The 14,096-nt window shown below is 58.5% G+C and carries 30 protein-coding genes; all 30 read left to right on the forward strand.

The features are described 5' to 3' along the window. Positions 1-148, forward strand: a 148-nt coding sequence (locus tag EXR36_12825; GenBank protein ID MSQ60491.1) for an elongation factor Tu, incomplete at its 5' end; no start/stop codon positions are given. Positions 149-170: 22 nt separating this feature from the next. Then, entirely contained in the window at positions 171-479 is a 309-nt protein-coding gene (locus EXR36_12830) for a 30S ribosomal protein S10 (GenBank protein MSQ60492.1), read from the forward strand. A 135-nt stretch (positions 480-614) separates the two neighbouring features. Beyond that, entirely contained in the window at positions 615-1,259 is a 645-nt protein-coding gene (locus tag EXR36_12835) for a 50S ribosomal protein L3 (protein ID MSQ60493.1), read from the forward strand. Beyond that, positions 1,259-1,879: a 50S ribosomal protein L4 gene (locus EXR36_12840; GenBank protein ID MSQ60494.1), complete on the forward strand. Its 621-nt coding sequence runs from the start codon at positions 1,259-1,261 to the stop codon at positions 1,877-1,879. The genes EXR36_12835 and EXR36_12840 overlap by 1 nt, the downstream gene beginning before the upstream one ends. Next, entirely contained in the window at positions 1,876-2,193 is a 318-nt protein-coding gene (locus EXR36_12845; GenBank protein MSQ60495.1) for a 50S ribosomal protein L23, read from the forward strand. Before EXR36_12840 ends, EXR36_12845 begins: the two co-directional genes overlap by 4 nt. Continuing rightward, on the forward strand, positions 2,193-3,020 hold the full coding sequence (locus EXR36_12850; GenBank protein MSQ60496.1) for a 50S ribosomal protein L2: 828 nt from the start codon (positions 2,193-2,195) through the stop codon (positions 3,018-3,020). Before EXR36_12845 ends, EXR36_12850 begins: the two co-directional genes overlap by 1 nt. Before the next feature lie 8 nt (positions 3,021-3,028). Continuing rightward, positions 3,029-3,322 (forward strand): 30S ribosomal protein S19, encoded by a 294-nt coding sequence (locus tag EXR36_12855; GenBank protein MSQ60497.1) that lies wholly within the window; start codon positions 3,029-3,031, stop codon positions 3,320-3,322. Then, positions 3,322-3,654 carry a 50S ribosomal protein L22 gene (locus EXR36_12860; GenBank protein MSQ60498.1) on the forward strand — a complete coding sequence of 111 codons (333 nt, stop codon included), beginning with the start codon at positions 3,322-3,324 and terminating at the stop codon, positions 3,652-3,654. The genes EXR36_12855 and EXR36_12860 overlap by 1 nt, the downstream gene beginning before the upstream one ends. 9 nt (positions 3,655-3,663) lie before the next feature. Next, entirely contained in the window at positions 3,664-4,374 is a 711-nt protein-coding gene (locus EXR36_12865; protein MSQ60499.1) for a 30S ribosomal protein S3, read from the forward strand. Further along, the gene (locus EXR36_12870) at positions 4,358-4,771 is read left to right on the forward strand and encodes a 50S ribosomal protein L16 (GenBank protein ID MSQ60500.1); all 414 of its coding nucleotides are present in this window, start codon (positions 4,358-4,360) and stop codon (positions 4,769-4,771) included. The genes EXR36_12865 and EXR36_12870 overlap by 17 nt, the downstream gene beginning before the upstream one ends. Positions 4,772-4,782: 11 nt before the next feature. Next, the gene (locus EXR36_12875) at positions 4,783-4,974 is read left to right on the forward strand and encodes a 50S ribosomal protein L29 (protein MSQ60501.1); all 192 of its coding nucleotides are present in this window, start codon (positions 4,783-4,785) and stop codon (positions 4,972-4,974) included. Next, a complete protein-coding gene (locus tag EXR36_12880) occupies positions 4,971-5,267 on the forward strand; it encodes a 30S ribosomal protein S17 (protein ID MSQ60502.1) in 297 nt (98 codons plus the stop codon). The genes EXR36_12875 and EXR36_12880 overlap by 4 nt, the downstream gene beginning before the upstream one ends. A gap of 202 nt (positions 5,268-5,469) precedes the next feature. Further along, positions 5,470-5,838 carry a 50S ribosomal protein L14 gene (locus EXR36_12885; GenBank protein MSQ60503.1) on the forward strand — a complete coding sequence of 123 codons (369 nt, stop codon included), beginning with the start codon at positions 5,470-5,472 and terminating at the stop codon, positions 5,836-5,838. Positions 5,839-5,864: 26 nt separating this feature from the next. Then, positions 5,865-6,182 (forward strand): 50S ribosomal protein L24, encoded by a 318-nt coding sequence (locus tag EXR36_12890; GenBank protein ID MSQ60504.1) that lies wholly within the window; start codon positions 5,865-5,867, stop codon positions 6,180-6,182. 10 nt (positions 6,183-6,192) lie between these two features. Further along, positions 6,193-6,732: a 50S ribosomal protein L5 gene (locus EXR36_12895; GenBank protein MSQ60505.1), complete on the forward strand. Its 540-nt coding sequence runs from the start codon at positions 6,193-6,195 to the stop codon at positions 6,730-6,732. A 7-nt stretch (positions 6,733-6,739) separates the two neighbouring features. After that, positions 6,740-7,045, forward strand: coding sequence for a 30S ribosomal protein S14 (locus EXR36_12900; GenBank protein MSQ60506.1), 306 nt, complete (start codon positions 6,740-6,742; stop codon positions 7,043-7,045). A 50-nt stretch (positions 7,046-7,095) separates the two neighbouring features. After that, on the forward strand, positions 7,096-7,491 hold the full coding sequence (locus tag EXR36_12905) for a 30S ribosomal protein S8 (protein MSQ60507.1): 396 nt from the start codon (positions 7,096-7,098) through the stop codon (positions 7,489-7,491). A 17-nt stretch (positions 7,492-7,508) separates the two neighbouring features. Then, the gene (locus EXR36_12910) at positions 7,509-8,042 is read left to right on the forward strand and encodes a 50S ribosomal protein L6 (protein MSQ60508.1); all 534 of its coding nucleotides are present in this window, start codon (positions 7,509-7,511) and stop codon (positions 8,040-8,042) included. 38 nt (positions 8,043-8,080) lie between these two features. Then, positions 8,081-8,434: a 50S ribosomal protein L18 gene (locus tag EXR36_12915; GenBank protein MSQ60509.1), complete on the forward strand. Its 354-nt coding sequence runs from the start codon at positions 8,081-8,083 to the stop codon at positions 8,432-8,434. Between the two features lie 10 nt (positions 8,435-8,444). Beyond that, positions 8,445-8,966, forward strand: coding sequence for a 30S ribosomal protein S5 (locus EXR36_12920; protein ID MSQ60510.1), 522 nt, complete (start codon positions 8,445-8,447; stop codon positions 8,964-8,966). 3 nt (positions 8,967-8,969) lie between these two features. Continuing rightward, a complete protein-coding gene (locus EXR36_12925) occupies positions 8,970-9,158 on the forward strand; it encodes a 50S ribosomal protein L30 (protein ID MSQ60511.1) in 189 nt (62 codons plus the stop codon). 1 nt (position 9,159) lies between these two features. Further along, entirely contained in the window at positions 9,160-9,594 is a 435-nt protein-coding gene (locus tag EXR36_12930) for a 50S ribosomal protein L15 (GenBank protein ID MSQ60512.1), read from the forward strand. 3 nt (positions 9,595-9,597) lie between these two features. Beyond that, positions 9,598-10,923: a preprotein translocase subunit SecY gene (gene secY, locus EXR36_12935; protein ID MSQ60513.1), complete on the forward strand. Its 1,326-nt coding sequence runs from the start codon at positions 9,598-9,600 to the stop codon at positions 10,921-10,923. Between the two features lie 9 nt (positions 10,924-10,932). Further along, complete coding sequence (locus EXR36_12940; protein MSQ60514.1) at positions 10,933-11,151, forward strand: translation initiation factor IF-1; 219 nt, start codon at positions 10,933-10,935, stop codon at positions 11,149-11,151. A gap of 46 nt (positions 11,152-11,197) precedes the next feature. Then, positions 11,198-11,311 carry a 50S ribosomal protein L36 gene (locus EXR36_12945; GenBank protein ID MSQ60515.1) on the forward strand — a complete coding sequence of 38 codons (114 nt, stop codon included), beginning with the start codon at positions 11,198-11,200 and terminating at the stop codon, positions 11,309-11,311. 33 nt (positions 11,312-11,344) lie between these two features. After that, positions 11,345-11,725 carry a 30S ribosomal protein S13 gene (locus EXR36_12950; protein MSQ60516.1) on the forward strand — a complete coding sequence of 127 codons (381 nt, stop codon included), beginning with the start codon at positions 11,345-11,347 and terminating at the stop codon, positions 11,723-11,725. A gap of 3 nt (positions 11,726-11,728) precedes the next feature. Next, a complete protein-coding gene (locus EXR36_12955; GenBank protein ID MSQ60517.1) occupies positions 11,729-12,118 on the forward strand; it encodes a 30S ribosomal protein S11 in 390 nt (129 codons plus the stop codon). A gap of 14 nt (positions 12,119-12,132) precedes the next feature. Further along, complete coding sequence (locus tag EXR36_12960) at positions 12,133-12,759, forward strand: 30S ribosomal protein S4 (GenBank protein MSQ60518.1); 627 nt, start codon at positions 12,133-12,135, stop codon at positions 12,757-12,759. Positions 12,760-12,825: 66 nt separating this feature from the next. After that, positions 12,826-13,806, forward strand: coding sequence for a DNA-directed RNA polymerase subunit alpha (locus EXR36_12965; GenBank protein ID MSQ60519.1), 981 nt, complete (start codon positions 12,826-12,828; stop codon positions 13,804-13,806). 20 nt (positions 13,807-13,826) lie between these two features. After that, on the forward strand, positions 13,827-14,096 hold a 270-nt coding region (gene rplQ, locus EXR36_12970; protein ID MSQ60520.1), incomplete at its 3' end, for a 50S ribosomal protein L17.

The following is a 14,096-nucleotide window of genomic DNA, read 5'->3' on the forward strand; positions in this document are numbered from 1 at the left end:
GGGGACCGAGATGGTGATGCCTGGGGACAACATCTCGATCACGGTGGCGCTGATCCAGCCCATCGCGATGGAGGAGGGGCTGAGGTTTGCGATACGAGAAGGGGGCCGCACCGTGGGTGCCGGCGTCGTGGCTAAAATACTCGAGTAGTTCCTTGGAGCATTAAATGGCGGTGCAAAGCCAAAAGATACGAATTCGCCTGAAGGCCTTCGATTACCGGTTGATCGATCAATCGGCGATTGAAATTGTAGAAACCGCCAAGCGTACCGGTGCGGTGGTGCGCGGCCCTGTTCCGCTTCCGACGCGCATCAGGCGCTTCGATTTGCTGCGCTCGCCGAATATCGACAAGGCGTCGCGCGACCAGATGGAAATGCGTACGCATTTGCGCTTGATTGATATCATCGATCCGACGGACAAAACCGTCGATGCGCTGATGAAACTGGATTTGCCCGCGGGCGTGGACGTGGAAATAAAGCTGTAATGGGGTGAGGCGTGAGGCACGAGGCACGAGGCGTAAAACCAGATAGCTGGTACGCCTAACGCCTATCGCCTCACGCCTCACGAAAACAAAGCTTGCCAACCAATTGTAGTTGGCACCTCATGCGAGGGAAATAAAATGAGTTTAGGTCTGCTAGGCCGCAAGGTTGGCATGACGCGATTGTTTAGCGATGACGGGGATGCCGTGCCCGTTACGGTCGTGGACGTCTCCAACAACCGCGTGAGCCAAGTCAAAACAGTCGCAACCGACGGTTACTCCGCCGTGCAAATCGCCTACGGCAAGCGCCGCCCCATTCGGGTGACGAAAGCCATGGCGGGACATTTCGCCAAGGCGGGTGTCGAGGCCGGTTCCATCCTGAGAGAGTTTCGCGTGACGCCGGACCAAGCCACGGAGTTGAAGGCAGGTTCGCCCGTGGGCGTGGACATCTTCAAGGAAGGGCAAATGGTCGACGTGGGTGGCCAAACCCAAGGTAAGGGTTTCGCCGGCGTGATTCGGCGCCACCACTTCCGCTCCAACCGCGCGTCCCACGGTAACTCGGCGTCGCACAATACGCCGGGCTCCACTGGCCAGCGCCAGGATCCGGGCCGCGTGTTTCCGGGCAAGAAAATGCCGGGACACTTGGGCGATGTGAGCGTGACGACACAGAATCTCAAGATCGTGCGTATCGACACCCAGCGCCAGTTGTTGATGATCAAGGGCGCTCTTCCCGGTTCGCGCGGTGGCAATGTCGTGGTCACCCCGGCTTCCCGCGGAGGTGCGTGATGGATCTGCAAATCATCGACGATAAGGGCCAGCCGGCCGCCACGCGAGTAGCGTCCGATACGTTGTTCGGGCGGGAGTACAACGAATCCCTGGTGCACCAACTGGTCACCGCCTACATGGCCAACGGGAGACAAGGAACTCGCGCTCAAAAAGGCCGTAGCGACGTCAACAAGTCCACCAAAAAGCCCTGGCGGCAAAAAGGTACGGGCCGCGCTCGTGCCGGCCGCGCCTCCAGCCCCTTGTGGCGCGGCGGCGGCAAGACCTTCCCCAGCAGCCCGGAGGAGAACTTCTCGCACAAGGTCAATCGCAAGATGTTCCGCGCGGGTGTGCAGACCATTTTGTCCCAGCTGGTGCGTGAAGGCCGCTTGTCCGTGGTGGACAAGTTCGGCGTGGAAGCGCCCAAGACCAAAGTGCTGGTGAATAAGTTGAAGGGCATGGGCCTGGGCAACGTGTTGATCATCACGGACGTCCTGGACGATAACCTCATCCTTTCCTCGCGCAACCTGGCCGATGTGCTGGTGCTCGAGGCCCACGAAGCCGATCCCGTAAGCCTCACGCGCTATGACCGAACCATCGTCACCCAAGGCGCGCTGGCCAAGATCGAGGAGTTGTATAAATGACCGCCGCCCAATTTAGTCCCGAGCGCTTGATGCGCGTCCTCATCGCCCCCCAGGTGTCGGAGAAGAGCACCTATGTCGGCGAGAAGCGCAACCAAGCGGTGTTTCGCGTCATGGCGGATGCCACCAAGCCAGAAATCAAGGCCGCGGTAGAGTTGATGTTCAAAGTCGAAGTCAATGGCGTGAGCGTGTTGAACGTCAAGGGCAAGCAAAAGCGCTTCGGCCGCAGTGAAGGCCGCCGGCGCAACTGGAAAAAAGCTTACGTTAGCCTGAAAGCCGGGCAAGAGATCAATTACGCCGCAGGGGAGGCCAAATAATGGCACTAGTCAAAGTTAAGCCGACCTCGCCAGGGCGCCGCGCCGTGGTGAAGGTGGTCAATGCGCACTTGCACAAGGGCAAACCTGTAGCCTCGTTGCTGGAGCGCCAGAGCAAGAACGCGGGCCGTAACAACATGGGCCAGATCACCACCCGCCACCAAGGTGGCGGCCACAAGCAGCACTACCGCATGGTGGATTTCAAGCGCAACAAGGACGGCATCGTGGCCAAGGTGGAACACCTGGAATACGATCCGAACCGCAGCGCCCACCTGGCTTTGCTGTGCTACGCCGACGGCGAGCGCCGCTACATCATCGCTTGCAAGGGCTTGGTGGCTGGCACCCAGCTGGTGAGCGGGCCGGAAGCACCAATCAAGAATGGCAACACGCTTCCGCTGCGCAACATTCCGGTGGGAAGCACGATTCACTGTATTGAATTACAGCCAGGCAAGGGCGCGCAGATGGCGCGCTCCGCCGGCACCGGCGTGCAGTTGCTCGCGAGGGAAGGGGCCTACGCTCAGATTCGGTTGCGCTCTGGCGAGATCCGCAAGGTGCATGTGGATTGCCGCGCGACCCTGGGTGAAGTGAGCAACGAAGAGAACAATCTGCGCTCCATCGGCAAGGCAGGCGCCCAACGCTGGCGCGGTATCCGCCCAACGGTTCGCGGCGTGGCCATGAACCCCGTGGATCACCCGCACGGCGGCGGCGAAGGCCGTACCGGCACCAAGCGCGATCCTGTAACGCCTTGGGGCCAGTACACCAAGGGATACAAGACCCGGACCAACAAGCGCACGCGCGGCATGATTGTTCGCTCGCGTCACTCCGCGTAAGGAATGCCATGGCACGTTCAGTAAAGAAAGGTCCCTTCGCGGACCAGCACTTGGTAACAAAGGCCGAGAAGGCCAGAGCCACGAACGACAAGCGCCCCATCAAGACATGGTCGCGCCGTTCAACGGTTCTGCCCGATTTCGTTGGACTGACCATCGCCGTGCACAACGGCAAACAACACATGCCCGTCTATGTGACCGAGAACATGGTTGGGCACAAATTAGGCGAATTCGCGCTGACCCGTATGTTCAAGGGGCATCCCGCCGACAAGAAGTCCTCGGGGCCTGCGAAGAAGGATAAATGATGGATACAAAAGCTTCCGTGCGCGGTATCAGGCTTTCCGCTCAGAAAGGGCGCTTGGTCGCGGACCAGATTCGTGGCTTGCGGGTGGACCGCGCGCTCAATGTGTTGAATTTCAGCGTGCATAAGGGCGCCGTGATCATCAAGAAATTGCTCGAGTCGGCCATCGCCAACGCGGAGCATAACGACGGTGCCGACATCGACGAGCTCAAGGTGAAGACGGTGCATGTCGAGCGCGGCACGTCGCTCAGGCGTTTCCGCCCAGGACCCAAGGGGCGAGGCATGAAGATCACCAAGCCCACTTGCCACATCTACGTTACCGTCGTCGGGGATTAAGGAAGAATTATGGGACAGAAGATCAACCCCACCGGTTTTCGCTTGGCGGTGAACAAGAACTGGACTTCGCGCTGGTACGCCAACAGCAAGAACTTCGCGACCATGCTCAACGAGGATATCAAGGTACGCGATTTCCTCAAGAAGAAGCTCTCGCACGCCGCGGTCAGCAAGGTCATCATCGAGCGCCCGGCCAAGAACGCACGCATCACCATACATAGCGCGCGGCCGGGTGTCGTCATCGGTAAGAAGGGCGAGGACATCGAGGCTTTGCGTGGCACCCTGCAAAAGATGATGGGCGTGCCCGTGCATGTCAACATCGAGGAAGTGCGCAAGCCCGAACTCGATGCCCAGCTCATCGCCGACGGTATTGCCGCGCAATTGGAAAAACGCATCATGTTTCGCCGCGCCATGAAGCGCGCGATGACCAACGCGATGCGCTTGGGCGCTAAAGGCATCAAGATCATGAGCTCGGGGCGCTTGAACGGCATCGAAATCGCGCGCTCCGAGTGGTACCGCGAGGGCCGCGTGCCCTTGCACACGTTACGGGCGGATATCGATTACGGTCTCGGCGAAGCCAAGACCACCTACGGGGTGATTGGGATAAAAGTCTGGGTATTCAAAGGCGAAGTGCTGGGACGCGGCGAGCAGCCCGCTGCCGTGCCCGCCCACGAACCCGAGAAGCGAGTAAGAAGGGGAGCCAAGAATGCTACAGCCGGCTAGAACCAAGTACAGGAAGTACCAGAAGGGCCGCATCAAGGGTGTTGCGACCCGCGGTACCAAAGTCAGTTTTGGCGAATATGGCTTAAAGGCCATCGGACCAGGGCGTATCACCGCGCGCCAAATCGAGGCTGCGCGCCGTGCCATGACTCGTCACGTCAAGCGTGGTGGGCGCATCTGGATTCGAATTTTCCCGGATAAGCCCATTTCCCAGAAGCCTGCGGAAGTTCGCATGGGTAACGGAAAGGGAAACCCCGAGTACTGGGTCGCGGAAATTAGGGCTGGCAAGGTTCTCTACGAAATGGACGGAGTGGAAGAATCCCTGGCCCGCGAGGCTTTCAAACTGGCGGCGGCCAAACTTCCACTTCCCACGACCTTCGTGGTGCGGGCATTGGGCTAAAGGAAACGACGATGGACGCCAAGGAACTTAGACAAAAAACCCCGGCGCAGCTCACCGAAGAGCTGCAATCGCTGCTACGCGCGCACTTTAGCCTGCGTATGCGGCACGCCACCCAACAACTCTCCAATTCCAGCGAGATTGCCCGGACGCGCCGCGCCATTGCCCGCGTACGCACGATCATGACGGAGAAAGCGAAAACATGATCGAAGCAAGCACTAGCGAAGTTACCGAAGTTAAAAAGGCCGCCATTCGCCGCCGGCTGACAGGCCGGGTGGTGAGCGACAAGATGAACAAGACCGTCACGGTTCAGGTGGAGCGCAAGGTCAAGCACCCGGTGTTCGGCAAGTTCGTGACGCGCTCGGGGAAGTACCACGCCCACGACGAGAACAACGAATTTCATCCCGGCGATCTAGTCATGATCGAGGAGTGCCGCCCGCTGTCCAAGACCAAGGCGTGGCGCGTGGTGAAGTTGGTTGAAAAGGCCAAGGAAGAGTAATTTAGGGTTTCAGGCCTTGCGGCAGTAGCGGGGGATCGCTATACTGCGCGGCTTTTCATGGGTACGCCGCTGGTTGCCAGCGCTTGGTTGTCAGTGCATGGTTGTAAGTGTGTTAAGGCGTACCTCTCCAAGCTTCACTCACCCGAACGGGATCCAAAACTAGCCGTAAGCCAAACAGGCTGCGGACAAGTTGGAGAAGAACATGATCCAGATGCAATCGACGTTGGAAGTGGCGGATAACACCGGTGCTCGGGCTGTTATGTGCATCAAGGTGCTTGGGGGTTCCAAGCGCCGCTATGCGGGAATTGGGGATGTCATCAAGGTCAGCATCAAGGACGCCGCCCCCAGGGGCCGCGTGAAAAAAGGCGAGATCTATAGCGCCGTCGTGGTGAGGACCAGGCATGGAGTTCGCCGCCAAGACGGGTCGCGCGTGAAGTTCGACGCCAACGCGGCGGTATTGCTGAACAATAAACTCGAACCCATAGGCACGCGCATTTTCGGGCCGGTGACGCGCGAGTTGCGCTCGGAGCGGTTCATGAAGATCGTTTCCTTGGCGCCCGAGGTTTTGTAACAGACGTATCGTAAGGAAGGCGGGCGATGAACAAGCTCAAGAAGGGCGATGAGGTACTCATCGTGACTGGAAAAGATAAAGGTAAGCGCGGCGCCATTCTCAAGATTGGCGAGTTGGACCGTGTGTTGGTGGAAGGTATTAACCGCGTGAAGAAGCACACGAAACCCAATCCCATGAAGGGAACCACGGGCGGCATCACGGAAAAAGAAATGCCCATTCACATCTCGAATGTGGCGATTTTCAACCCCACCACGCGTAAGGCGGACAGGGTGGGGGTTAAGCAGCTGGAGGACGGGCGCCGCGTGCGTGTGTTCAAGTCCAGCGGTGAAATGATCGACGCATAAGGCGAATTCCATGGCGCGATTATCGGAACATTACAAAAGTACCGTCATTGGCGAATTGACGAAGAAATTCGGTTACAAGTCCGTGATGGAGGTGCCGCGTTTCCAAAAGATCGTCATCAATATGGGCGTGGGCGAGGCGGTGGGAGACAAGAAGGTGATGGACCATGCCGTGGGCGATTTGCAGAAAATCGCAGGGCAAAAGCCCGTGATCACCAAGGCGAAAAAATCCATCGCCACCTTCAAGATTCGCAAGGACTATCCCGTGGGCTGCATGGTCACATTGCGGGGCCAGCGCATGTACGAATTCCTGGACCGGCTGGTTTCCATCGCCATCCCGCGTATTCGCGATTTCCGCGGCATCAGCGCGCGCGCCTTAGATGGCCGTGGCAATTTCAGCATGGGGGTGAAGGAGCAGATCATATTCCCGGAAATCGAGTACGACAAAATCGATGCGATCCGGGGGATGAACATCACCATTGCCACCAGCGCAAAAAACGACGACGAGGCGAAAGCCTTGCTCGCCGCCTTTAAATTTCCTTTCCGAACCTGAGGCCGGCATGGCAAAACTGTCCGTAACCAATCGCGAAGCGAAGCGGCGTGCAACGGTGAAGAAGTTCGCCGCGAAGCGCACGATGTTGCTGGAGATCGTGAACAGCGCCAAGGCTTCCGATGAGGCCCGCCAGGAAGCGCGCGATAAGCTTCAGGCGCTGCCCAGAAACGCAAGCCCCGTGCGGTTGCGCAACCGGTGTGCGCTGACGGGACGCCCGCGCGGCACTTTCCGCATGTTCGGTTTGGCGCGTAACAAGCTAAGAGAAATCGCCATGCGCGGCGAGATTCCTGGCCTTACCAAAGCCAGTTGGTAATGGGAATGGAGGGGGGGAATGGAGGGGAATGAGATGAGGGAGACGGTTCAATGAGCATGAGTGACCCCATCGCCGATATGCTGACTCGCATCCGTAATGCGCAGGCGGGCGAGAAGAACTCGGTGGCGATACCGGCCAGCAAAGTGAAGGCGGCGATCGCACAGGTACTGAAGGATGAAGGATATATAGAGGATTTTCGCGTCCAGCCAGAAGGTGTGAAGGCCACGCTGGAAATCGCGCTGAAATACTACGCGGGGCGCCCGGTGATCGAACGCATCGAACGCATCAGCAAGCCGGGATTGCGTGTGTACAAGGCGAGCAAGGACATTCCCCCGGTCATGAACGGGTTGGGCATTGCGATTGTCTCGACCTCCAAGGGCGTGATGACGGATCGCAAGGCCCGCACCACTGGTATCGGCGGCGAAGTGTTGTGTATCGTCGCTTGATAGCCTAGGAGAAATTCATGTCCAGAATAGGCAAATTGCCGATTGCGATTCCCAAGGGGGTCGATGTGACTATCGCGCCGGATTCCGTTTCCGTCAAGGGGCCGCTAGGGTCCTTGGTCCGCACATTGACCTCCCATGTGAAAGTCAAGCGTGAGGGCGATCAGTTGCTGGTGGAAACCACCACCGATAGCACGCAAGCCAACGCGATGTCGGGAACCATACGAGCCCTCATGGCGAATATGATTCAAGGCGTCACCAAGGGTTTCGAGCGCAAGCTGAACCTCGTGGGCGTCGGATACCGTGCCCAGGCGGCAGGCGACGCGGTGAATCTCACGCTCGGTTTCTCGCATCCGGTATCGCACAAGATCCCAAAGGGGATCAAGGTGGCGACACCCACGCAGACGGAAATCGTCGTGACGGGAATCGACAAGCAGATGGTGGGACAAGTGGCGGCCGAGATAAGGGCCTACCGTAGCCCGGAACCCTATAAGGGTAAGGGCGTTCGGTATGCCAACGAGGTCGTGGTCATCAAAGAGACCAAGAAGAAATAACCACGGAAGCAACGATTAGGCGGCGAGGCGAAGATATGATAAATAAGCGGCAAGCAAGAGCACGGCGTTCGCGGCAGACGCGGGTGCGGATCGCTCTGCAAAAGGCGGTAAGGCTGACAGTGCATCGCTCCAATGTTCATATGTACGCACAAGTGATCGATGCCAGCGGTTCGCGGGTGATCGCCAGCGCGTCCACTCTCGATGCCGACATCAAGGGTGTCGCGCCTAACGGCGGCAACGTCAAGGCGGCGGTGTTGGTGGGCAAGAAGATCGCGGAGAAAGCCAAGGAAAAGGGTGTCGAGAGCGTGGCCTTCGACCGCTCTGGTTACCGGTATCACGGCCGTGTGAAGGCGTTGGCGGATGCCGCGCGCGAGCACGGACTCAAGTTCTAAGGAAAACGCGATGGCAGACAGACGTCAGCAGCAGCAGTCCAGCGACGAGCGTAGCGATGGACTGAAGGAAAAAATGGTGGCCGTCAATCGCGTCACCAAAGTGGTCAAGGGAGGGCGGTTGCTGGCCTTCGCCGCGCTCACCGTGGTAGGTGATGGCGACGGTGGAATCGGAATGGGCAAGGGTAAGTCGCGCGAAGTGCCGGTTGCGGTACAAAAAGCGATGGAGCAAGCCCGCCGCAAGATGGTGAAGTTCAACCTCAGGAAGGGAACGGTGCACCACGCGGTGATCGGCGAGCACGGCGCGGCGCGTGTGCTGATCCAGCCGGCCTCCGACGGTACGGGAATCATCGCGGGCGGGCCCATGCGGGCCGTATTCGAAGTGATGGGGATGCAGAACGTGCTGGCAAAGTGCTTCGGTTCCACGAACCCCTACAATGTGGTTCGGGCGACGTTGAATGCGCTGGAGCGCATGAACACTCCGTCCGAAGTGGCGGCCAAGCGTGGCAAGACAGTAGAAGAGATAACGGGGTAGACCATGGCCACCAGTGGCAAGACGATAAGAGTCACCTTGATTCGCAGCGTCATCGGATTGCGGGCGTCACACCGCGCGACTGTGCGCGGTTTGGGTCTGCGCCGGATCAATCAAACATCGGAATTGGCCGACACCCCGGAAGTGCGGGGCATGATCAATACCGTGAAGTATCTGTTGAAGTGCGAGGGCTAAAATGCGCTTGAATACTATCAAACCGTGCAAGGGCTCCAAGCACGCGCCGAAACGCGTCGGACGCGGAATCGGATCGGGCCATGGCAAGACCTCTGGCCGCGGGCACAAGGGTCAAAAGGCGCGCTCTGGCGGGTTTCATAAGGTCGGATTCGAGGGCGGGCAAATGCCCATTCACCGCCGGCTGCCAAAACGCGGGTTCAATTCCATGGCAAGGGGTACCAGCGCGGAAGTGCGGTTGTCCGATCTGGAACGGTTGCAAGAGAGCGTGCTGGACTTTGCCAAGCTGAAAGACTTGGGCGTGATTCCGCGCATCGCACTGAAGGCGAAGGTCATTTTGCGCGGCAAATTGGCGCGCGCGATTACGCTCAAGGGCGTTGGGGTGACCAAGGGTGCGCGAGCGGCGATCGAGGCGGCGGGCGGCAAGGTCGAGGAATAGGGGTTGGCCAACGAAAGCACTAGCCGGGGGGGAGCAGGGCGCTACGCGGATTTGAAGCGGCGTTTGGTTTTCCTGCTGTGTGCATTGATCGTGTACCGCATCGGAGCGCACGTTCCGGTGCCCGGCATCGATCCGGTGCGATTGGCGGAGTTGTTCAGGAGCCAGGAAGGCGGGATCCTGGGGATGTTCAACATGTTTTCCGGGGGGGCGTTATCGCGCTTCACGATTTTCGCCCTGGGAATCATGCCTTACATCTCGGCGTCCATCATCATGCAGCTTTTGGCGCAGGTCTATGAGCCGTTCGTGCAATTGCGCAAGGAAGGCGAGTCGGGCCGTAGAAAGATTACGCAGTACACTCGCTACGGAACGCTTTTCCTGGCGGCCTTTCAGGCCTTCGGAATCGCGGTGGCGCTGGAAGGGCAGCAAGGGTTGGTGATCGATCCGGGCATGATGTTTCGCTTCGTGACGGTTGTAACCTTGGTGACGGGAACATTGTTTTTAATGTGGTTGGGCGAGCAGATCACCGAACGTGGGATCGGTAACGGGATTTCGCTCATCATTTTCGCGGGTATCGCGGCGGGTCTTCCGAGGGCTATTGGGGGATCCTTGGAACTGGTGCGCACCGGAGCATTTTCGATTCCGCTGGTATTGTTGTTATTCATCGGAGCGGTAGCGGTAACTTTCGTGGTCGTATTCGTGGAAAGCGGCCAGCGGCGCATTCCGGTGAATTACGCGAAGAGGCAAGTGGGGCGGCGAGTGTATGGCGGGCAGAGTTCCTTCCTTCCGTTGAAGCTCAACATGTCCGGCGTGATCCCGCCGATTTTCGCTTCGAGTTTGATATTGTTTCCAGCGACCATTGCCGGGTATTTTGGTAATAGCGACAGCACGGTTTGGTTGCGAGATTTGAGCGCCGCGCTGCATCCGGGGCAGCCGATATACGTGTTGCTGTACGCCTCGGCGATCGTTTTCTTCTGCTATTTTTATACGGCCTTGGTGTTCAACCCCAAGGAGACAGCGGAGAATCTGAAGAAAAGCGGGGCCTTCGTGCCGGGAATCCGGCCGGGGGACCAGACGGCGAAGTATGTGGAGCGGGTCATCCTGAGGCTAACGCTGGCGGGTGCGATTTACGTGACCTTGGTCTGCTTGCTGCCGGAGTTCTTGATCGTCAAGTGGCAGGTACCGTTTTACTTCGGTGGCACGTCGCTAATGATTATCGTGGTGGTAACCATGGATTTCATGGCGCAGGTGAAGGCTTACATCATGTCGCATCAATACGAGAGTTTGCTGAAGAAGGCGAATTTCAAAGGTGGTGTGCCAACGGCGCGATGATCGTGGAGCATGTCTAAGGAAGACACCATACAGATGCAGGGCGAGATCATGGAAACCCTGCCGAACGCGACGTTTCGAGTAAAGCTGGAAAATGGGCACATGGTGCTCGGACACATCTCCGGGAAGATGCGAATGCATTACATTCGAATCCTGCCCGGCGACAAGGTGACGGTGGAATTGACGCCGTACGATTTAACGCGCTGGCGTATCGTGTTCCGCGCGAAGTGAGTAGGAACGCGGTAGAACCGAGTAGGAACCCGAATAGAGGTGGAAGATGAGAGTACAAACATCGGTGAAGAAGCTGTGCAGAAACTGCAAGATCATTCGCAGAAACCGGGTGGTTCGGGTGATTTGCAAGGAGCCGCGCCACAAGCAGCGGCAAGGTTGAGTTTTTGTTTAATCGGACTAACGGATACGGCCCATGGCTCGAATAGCAGGCGTAAACATTCCCAATCACCAGCACGCGGAGATCGCGCTCACCGCGATCTACGGTATTGGGCGCACCACGGCACAGCGCATCTGCGAGACCGCCGGGGTGTTGCGCAGCAAGAAAATCAAGGATTTGTCCGATGGAGAATTGGACAAGATTCGCGAGCAGGTGTCCAAGATCACGGTGGAAGGCGACCTACGCCGCGAGGTATCCATGAGCATCAAGCGGCTCATGGACTTGGGCTGCTACCGCGGTTCGCGCCACCGTAAAGGATTGCCCGCGCGCGGGCAGCGCACGCGAACCAATGCACGCACACGGAAGGGGCCGCGCAAGGCGGCCATCAAAGCCGCGGCGGCACCGTCGAAGGGATAATTCATGGCAAAGGCTGCAACCAGGGTTCGCAAGAAGGTCAAGAAGAACGTCGCCGAGGGCATTGCCTTCGTGCGCGCATCCTTCAACAACACCATCATCACCATTACCGACCGGCAGGGCAACGCGCTGTCGTGGGCTACCTCGGGCAGCGCGGGTTTCAAGGGTTCGCGCAAGAGCACGCCCTTCGCTGCCCAGGTGGCCGCGGAGGCCGCCGGGAAGGCGGCGCAAGAGTGTGGCGTCAAGAATTTGGAAGTGCGTATCAAGGGTCCAGGGCCGGGCCGCGAGTCAGCGGTCCGAGCACTCAATGCCGTGGGCTTCAAGATCACCAGCATCTCCGATGTGACGCCGGTTCCGCATAACGGCTGCCGCCCGCCCAAACGCCGGCGCATCTAAATCAGGATAGAACGATGGCAAGAAATTTAGATCCGAGTTGCAAGCAGTGCCGCCGGGAAGGAGAGAAACTCTTTCTGAAGGGCGAGAAGTGCTTCAGCGATAAATGCGCCATAGAGCGCCGTAGTTATCCGCCTGGGCAGCATGGCCAGAAGCAGGGCCGCATGTCGGGATACGCCACGCAATTGCGCGAAAAGCAGAAAATTCGCCGCATATATGGCGTGCTCGAACGGCAGTTCCGTAAGACCTACGCCGAAGCCGATAGGCAAAAAGGCATCACCGGCGACAACTTGCTGCAGCTGCTGGAGAGCCGTTTGGATACCGTGGCCTTCCGCATGGGTTTTGGTGCCTCCCGCGCCGAAGCCCGGCAGGTGGTTCTGCACAACGGAGTCACCGTGAACGGTAAGCGCGTGAATATTCCTTCGTACCAGTTACGCCAAGGCGACATCATCGAAGTGGCGGAGAAAACCAAGGCGCACCTGCGAGTGAAAGCTGCGGCCGAGGCCGCGGAGCAGCGCGGATTTCCGGAATGGCTGGAAGTAGATCCAAAAGCGCTGAAGGGCGTATTCAAAGCCCGTCCGCAGCGTTCCGAGTTACCGTCGACCATCAACGAATCGTTAGTGATCGAGCTTTACTCCAAGTAAAAAGCGCGCGCCCGCTCCACGAGCGGCGCGCGTTGGCTCTATTCATTCTCATTGCAGAGGACAAGTATGCAAAGCAGCGCTCTTCTGAAGCCGCGAATCATCGATGTACAAAGCCTTGGGCCATCCCATGCCAAGGTGGCCATGGAGCCCTTCGAACGAGGGTATGGCCATACGCTTGGGAACGCGTTACGCCGCATTCTTCTGTCCTCGATGCCAGGATACGCGCCCACGGAAGTAAAGATCACCGGTGTGCTGCACGAATACTCCACGTTGGACGGCGTGCGCGAGGACGTGGTGGATTTGCTCCTCAACCTGAAAGGGTTGGTGCTGAAGCTGCACAACCGCGACGAAACGCTGCTCACCCTCAAGAAGGAAGGCGAGGGCCCCGTGCGGGCGAGCGATATCGAAGGTTCTCACGACGTCGAGATCGTCAATCCCGATCACGTGATCGCGAATCTTTCGGCAGGCGGAAAATTGGAAATGCAGATCAAGGTGGAGCATGGGCGCGGTTACGTCCCAGCCACCTCGCGCATGACCGACAAGGAAGGACGCGCCATTGGCAGCATTTTGCTGGATGCCTCCTACAGCCCGGTGCTCAAGGTGAGCTACAGCGTGGAAAGCGCGCGCGTGGAACAGCGCACCGACATGGACAAGCTGATCATGGACGTGGAAACCAACGGTGTGGTCCAGCCCAAGGAAGCCATCCAGTACGCCGCGCGCGTGCTGATCGACCAGCTCATGAGTTTCGCGGAAATCGAGGGAACGCCGATGCTGGTGGAGCAACCCAAGATCCCGCAGGTGGATCCGATCCTGTTGCGGCCCGTGGACGATTTGGAGTTGACCGTACGGTCCGCCAATTGCCTGAAGGCGGAAAACATTTATTACATCGGCGATCTCATCCAACGATCGGAAACCGAGTTGCTGAAAACCCCCAATCTCGGACGCAAGTCTCTCAACGAGATCAAGGAAGTCTTGGCCTCGCGCGGTCTGACCCTGGGAATGAAGCTGGAGAACTGGCCTCCCGCTTCCTTGGAACGTACAACTTAAAGCGGGTTAGGAGTTAAATCATGCGGCACCGTCTTGGTCTTCGAAAACTAAACCGAACCAGCAGCCATCGTTTGGCGATGTTGCGTAACATGGCGAATTCCCTGTTGTGGCACGAGGTCATCAAGACCACCTTGCCCAAGGCGAAGGAGTTGCGCCGCGTGGCGGAGCCTTTGATCACCCTCGGGAAGTCACCCTCCTTATCGAACCGCCGCCTCGCCTTTTCGCGTACGCGTGACCGGGACGTCGTGTCGAAAATTTTTGAAGAGCTGGGCCCGCGCTACGCCGCCCGC

The organism is Betaproteobacteria bacterium (assembly GCA_009693245.1).
In the GTDB taxonomy this organism is placed as follows: domain Bacteria; phylum Pseudomonadota; class Gammaproteobacteria; order Burkholderiales; family SHXO01; genus SHXO01.

What these genes read in the sequence shown, in the direction of transcription:
- EXR36_12855 (MSQ60497.1), top strand. Translation starts at nt 3,029, where the DNA reads ATGGCACGTTCAGTAAAGAAAGGTCCCTTCGCGGACCAGCACTTGGTA.
- EXR36_12965 (MSQ60519.1), top strand. Translation starts at nt 12,826, where the DNA reads ATGCAAAGCAGCGCTCTTCTGAAGCCGCGAATCATCGATGTACAAAGC.
- EXR36_12895 (MSQ60505.1), top strand. Translation starts at nt 6,193, where the DNA reads ATGGCGCGATTATCGGAACATTACAAAAGTACCGTCATTGGCGAATTG.
- EXR36_12860 (MSQ60498.1), top strand. Translation starts at nt 3,322, where the DNA reads ATGGATACAAAAGCTTCCGTGCGCGGTATCAGGCTTTCCGCTCAGAAA.
- EXR36_12880 (MSQ60502.1), top strand. Translation starts at nt 4,971, where the DNA reads ATGATCGAAGCAAGCACTAGCGAAGTTACCGAAGTTAAAAAGGCCGCC.
- EXR36_12955 (MSQ60517.1), top strand. Translation starts at nt 11,729, where the DNA reads ATGGCAAAGGCTGCAACCAGGGTTCGCAAGAAGGTCAAGAAGAACGTC.
- EXR36_12930 (MSQ60512.1), top strand. Translation starts at nt 9,160, where the DNA reads ATGCGCTTGAATACTATCAAACCGTGCAAGGGCTCCAAGCACGCGCCG.
- EXR36_12940 (MSQ60514.1), top strand. Translation starts at nt 10,933, where the DNA reads ATGTCTAAGGAAGACACCATACAGATGCAGGGCGAGATCATGGAAACC.
- EXR36_12925 (MSQ60511.1), top strand. Translation starts at nt 8,970, where the DNA reads ATGGCCACCAGTGGCAAGACGATAAGAGTCACCTTGATTCGCAGCGTC.
- EXR36_12950 (MSQ60516.1), top strand. Translation starts at nt 11,345, where the DNA reads ATGGCTCGAATAGCAGGCGTAAACATTCCCAATCACCAGCACGCGGAG.
- EXR36_12840 (MSQ60494.1), top strand. Translation starts at nt 1,259, where the DNA reads ATGGATCTGCAAATCATCGACGATAAGGGCCAGCCGGCCGCCACGCGA.
- EXR36_12835 (MSQ60493.1), top strand. Translation starts at nt 615, where the DNA reads ATGAGTTTAGGTCTGCTAGGCCGCAAGGTTGGCATGACGCGATTGTTT.
- EXR36_12945 (MSQ60515.1), top strand. Translation starts at nt 11,198, where the DNA reads ATGAGAGTACAAACATCGGTGAAGAAGCTGTGCAGAAACTGCAAGATC.
- EXR36_12905 (MSQ60507.1), top strand. Translation starts at nt 7,096, where the DNA reads ATGAGCATGAGTGACCCCATCGCCGATATGCTGACTCGCATCCGTAAT.
- EXR36_12870 (MSQ60500.1), top strand. Translation starts at nt 4,358, where the DNA reads ATGCTACAGCCGGCTAGAACCAAGTACAGGAAGTACCAGAAGGGCCGC.
- EXR36_12960 (MSQ60518.1), top strand. Translation starts at nt 12,133, where the DNA reads ATGGCAAGAAATTTAGATCCGAGTTGCAAGCAGTGCCGCCGGGAAGGA.
- EXR36_12920 (MSQ60510.1), top strand. Translation starts at nt 8,445, where the DNA reads ATGGCAGACAGACGTCAGCAGCAGCAGTCCAGCGACGAGCGTAGCGAT.
- EXR36_12890 (MSQ60504.1), top strand. Translation starts at nt 5,865, where the DNA reads ATGAACAAGCTCAAGAAGGGCGATGAGGTACTCATCGTGACTGGAAAA.
- EXR36_12865 (MSQ60499.1), top strand. Translation starts at nt 3,664, where the DNA reads ATGGGACAGAAGATCAACCCCACCGGTTTTCGCTTGGCGGTGAACAAG.
- EXR36_12845 (MSQ60495.1), top strand. Translation starts at nt 1,876, where the DNA reads ATGACCGCCGCCCAATTTAGTCCCGAGCGCTTGATGCGCGTCCTCATC.
- EXR36_12875 (MSQ60501.1), top strand. Translation starts at nt 4,783, where the DNA reads ATGGACGCCAAGGAACTTAGACAAAAAACCCCGGCGCAGCTCACCGAA.
- EXR36_12910 (MSQ60508.1), top strand. Translation starts at nt 7,509, where the DNA reads ATGTCCAGAATAGGCAAATTGCCGATTGCGATTCCCAAGGGGGTCGAT.
- EXR36_12885 (MSQ60503.1), top strand. Translation starts at nt 5,470, where the DNA reads ATGATCCAGATGCAATCGACGTTGGAAGTGGCGGATAACACCGGTGCT.
- EXR36_12850 (MSQ60496.1), top strand. Translation starts at nt 2,193, where the DNA reads ATGGCACTAGTCAAAGTTAAGCCGACCTCGCCAGGGCGCCGCGCCGTG.
- EXR36_12900 (MSQ60506.1), top strand. Translation starts at nt 6,740, where the DNA reads ATGGCAAAACTGTCCGTAACCAATCGCGAAGCGAAGCGGCGTGCAACG.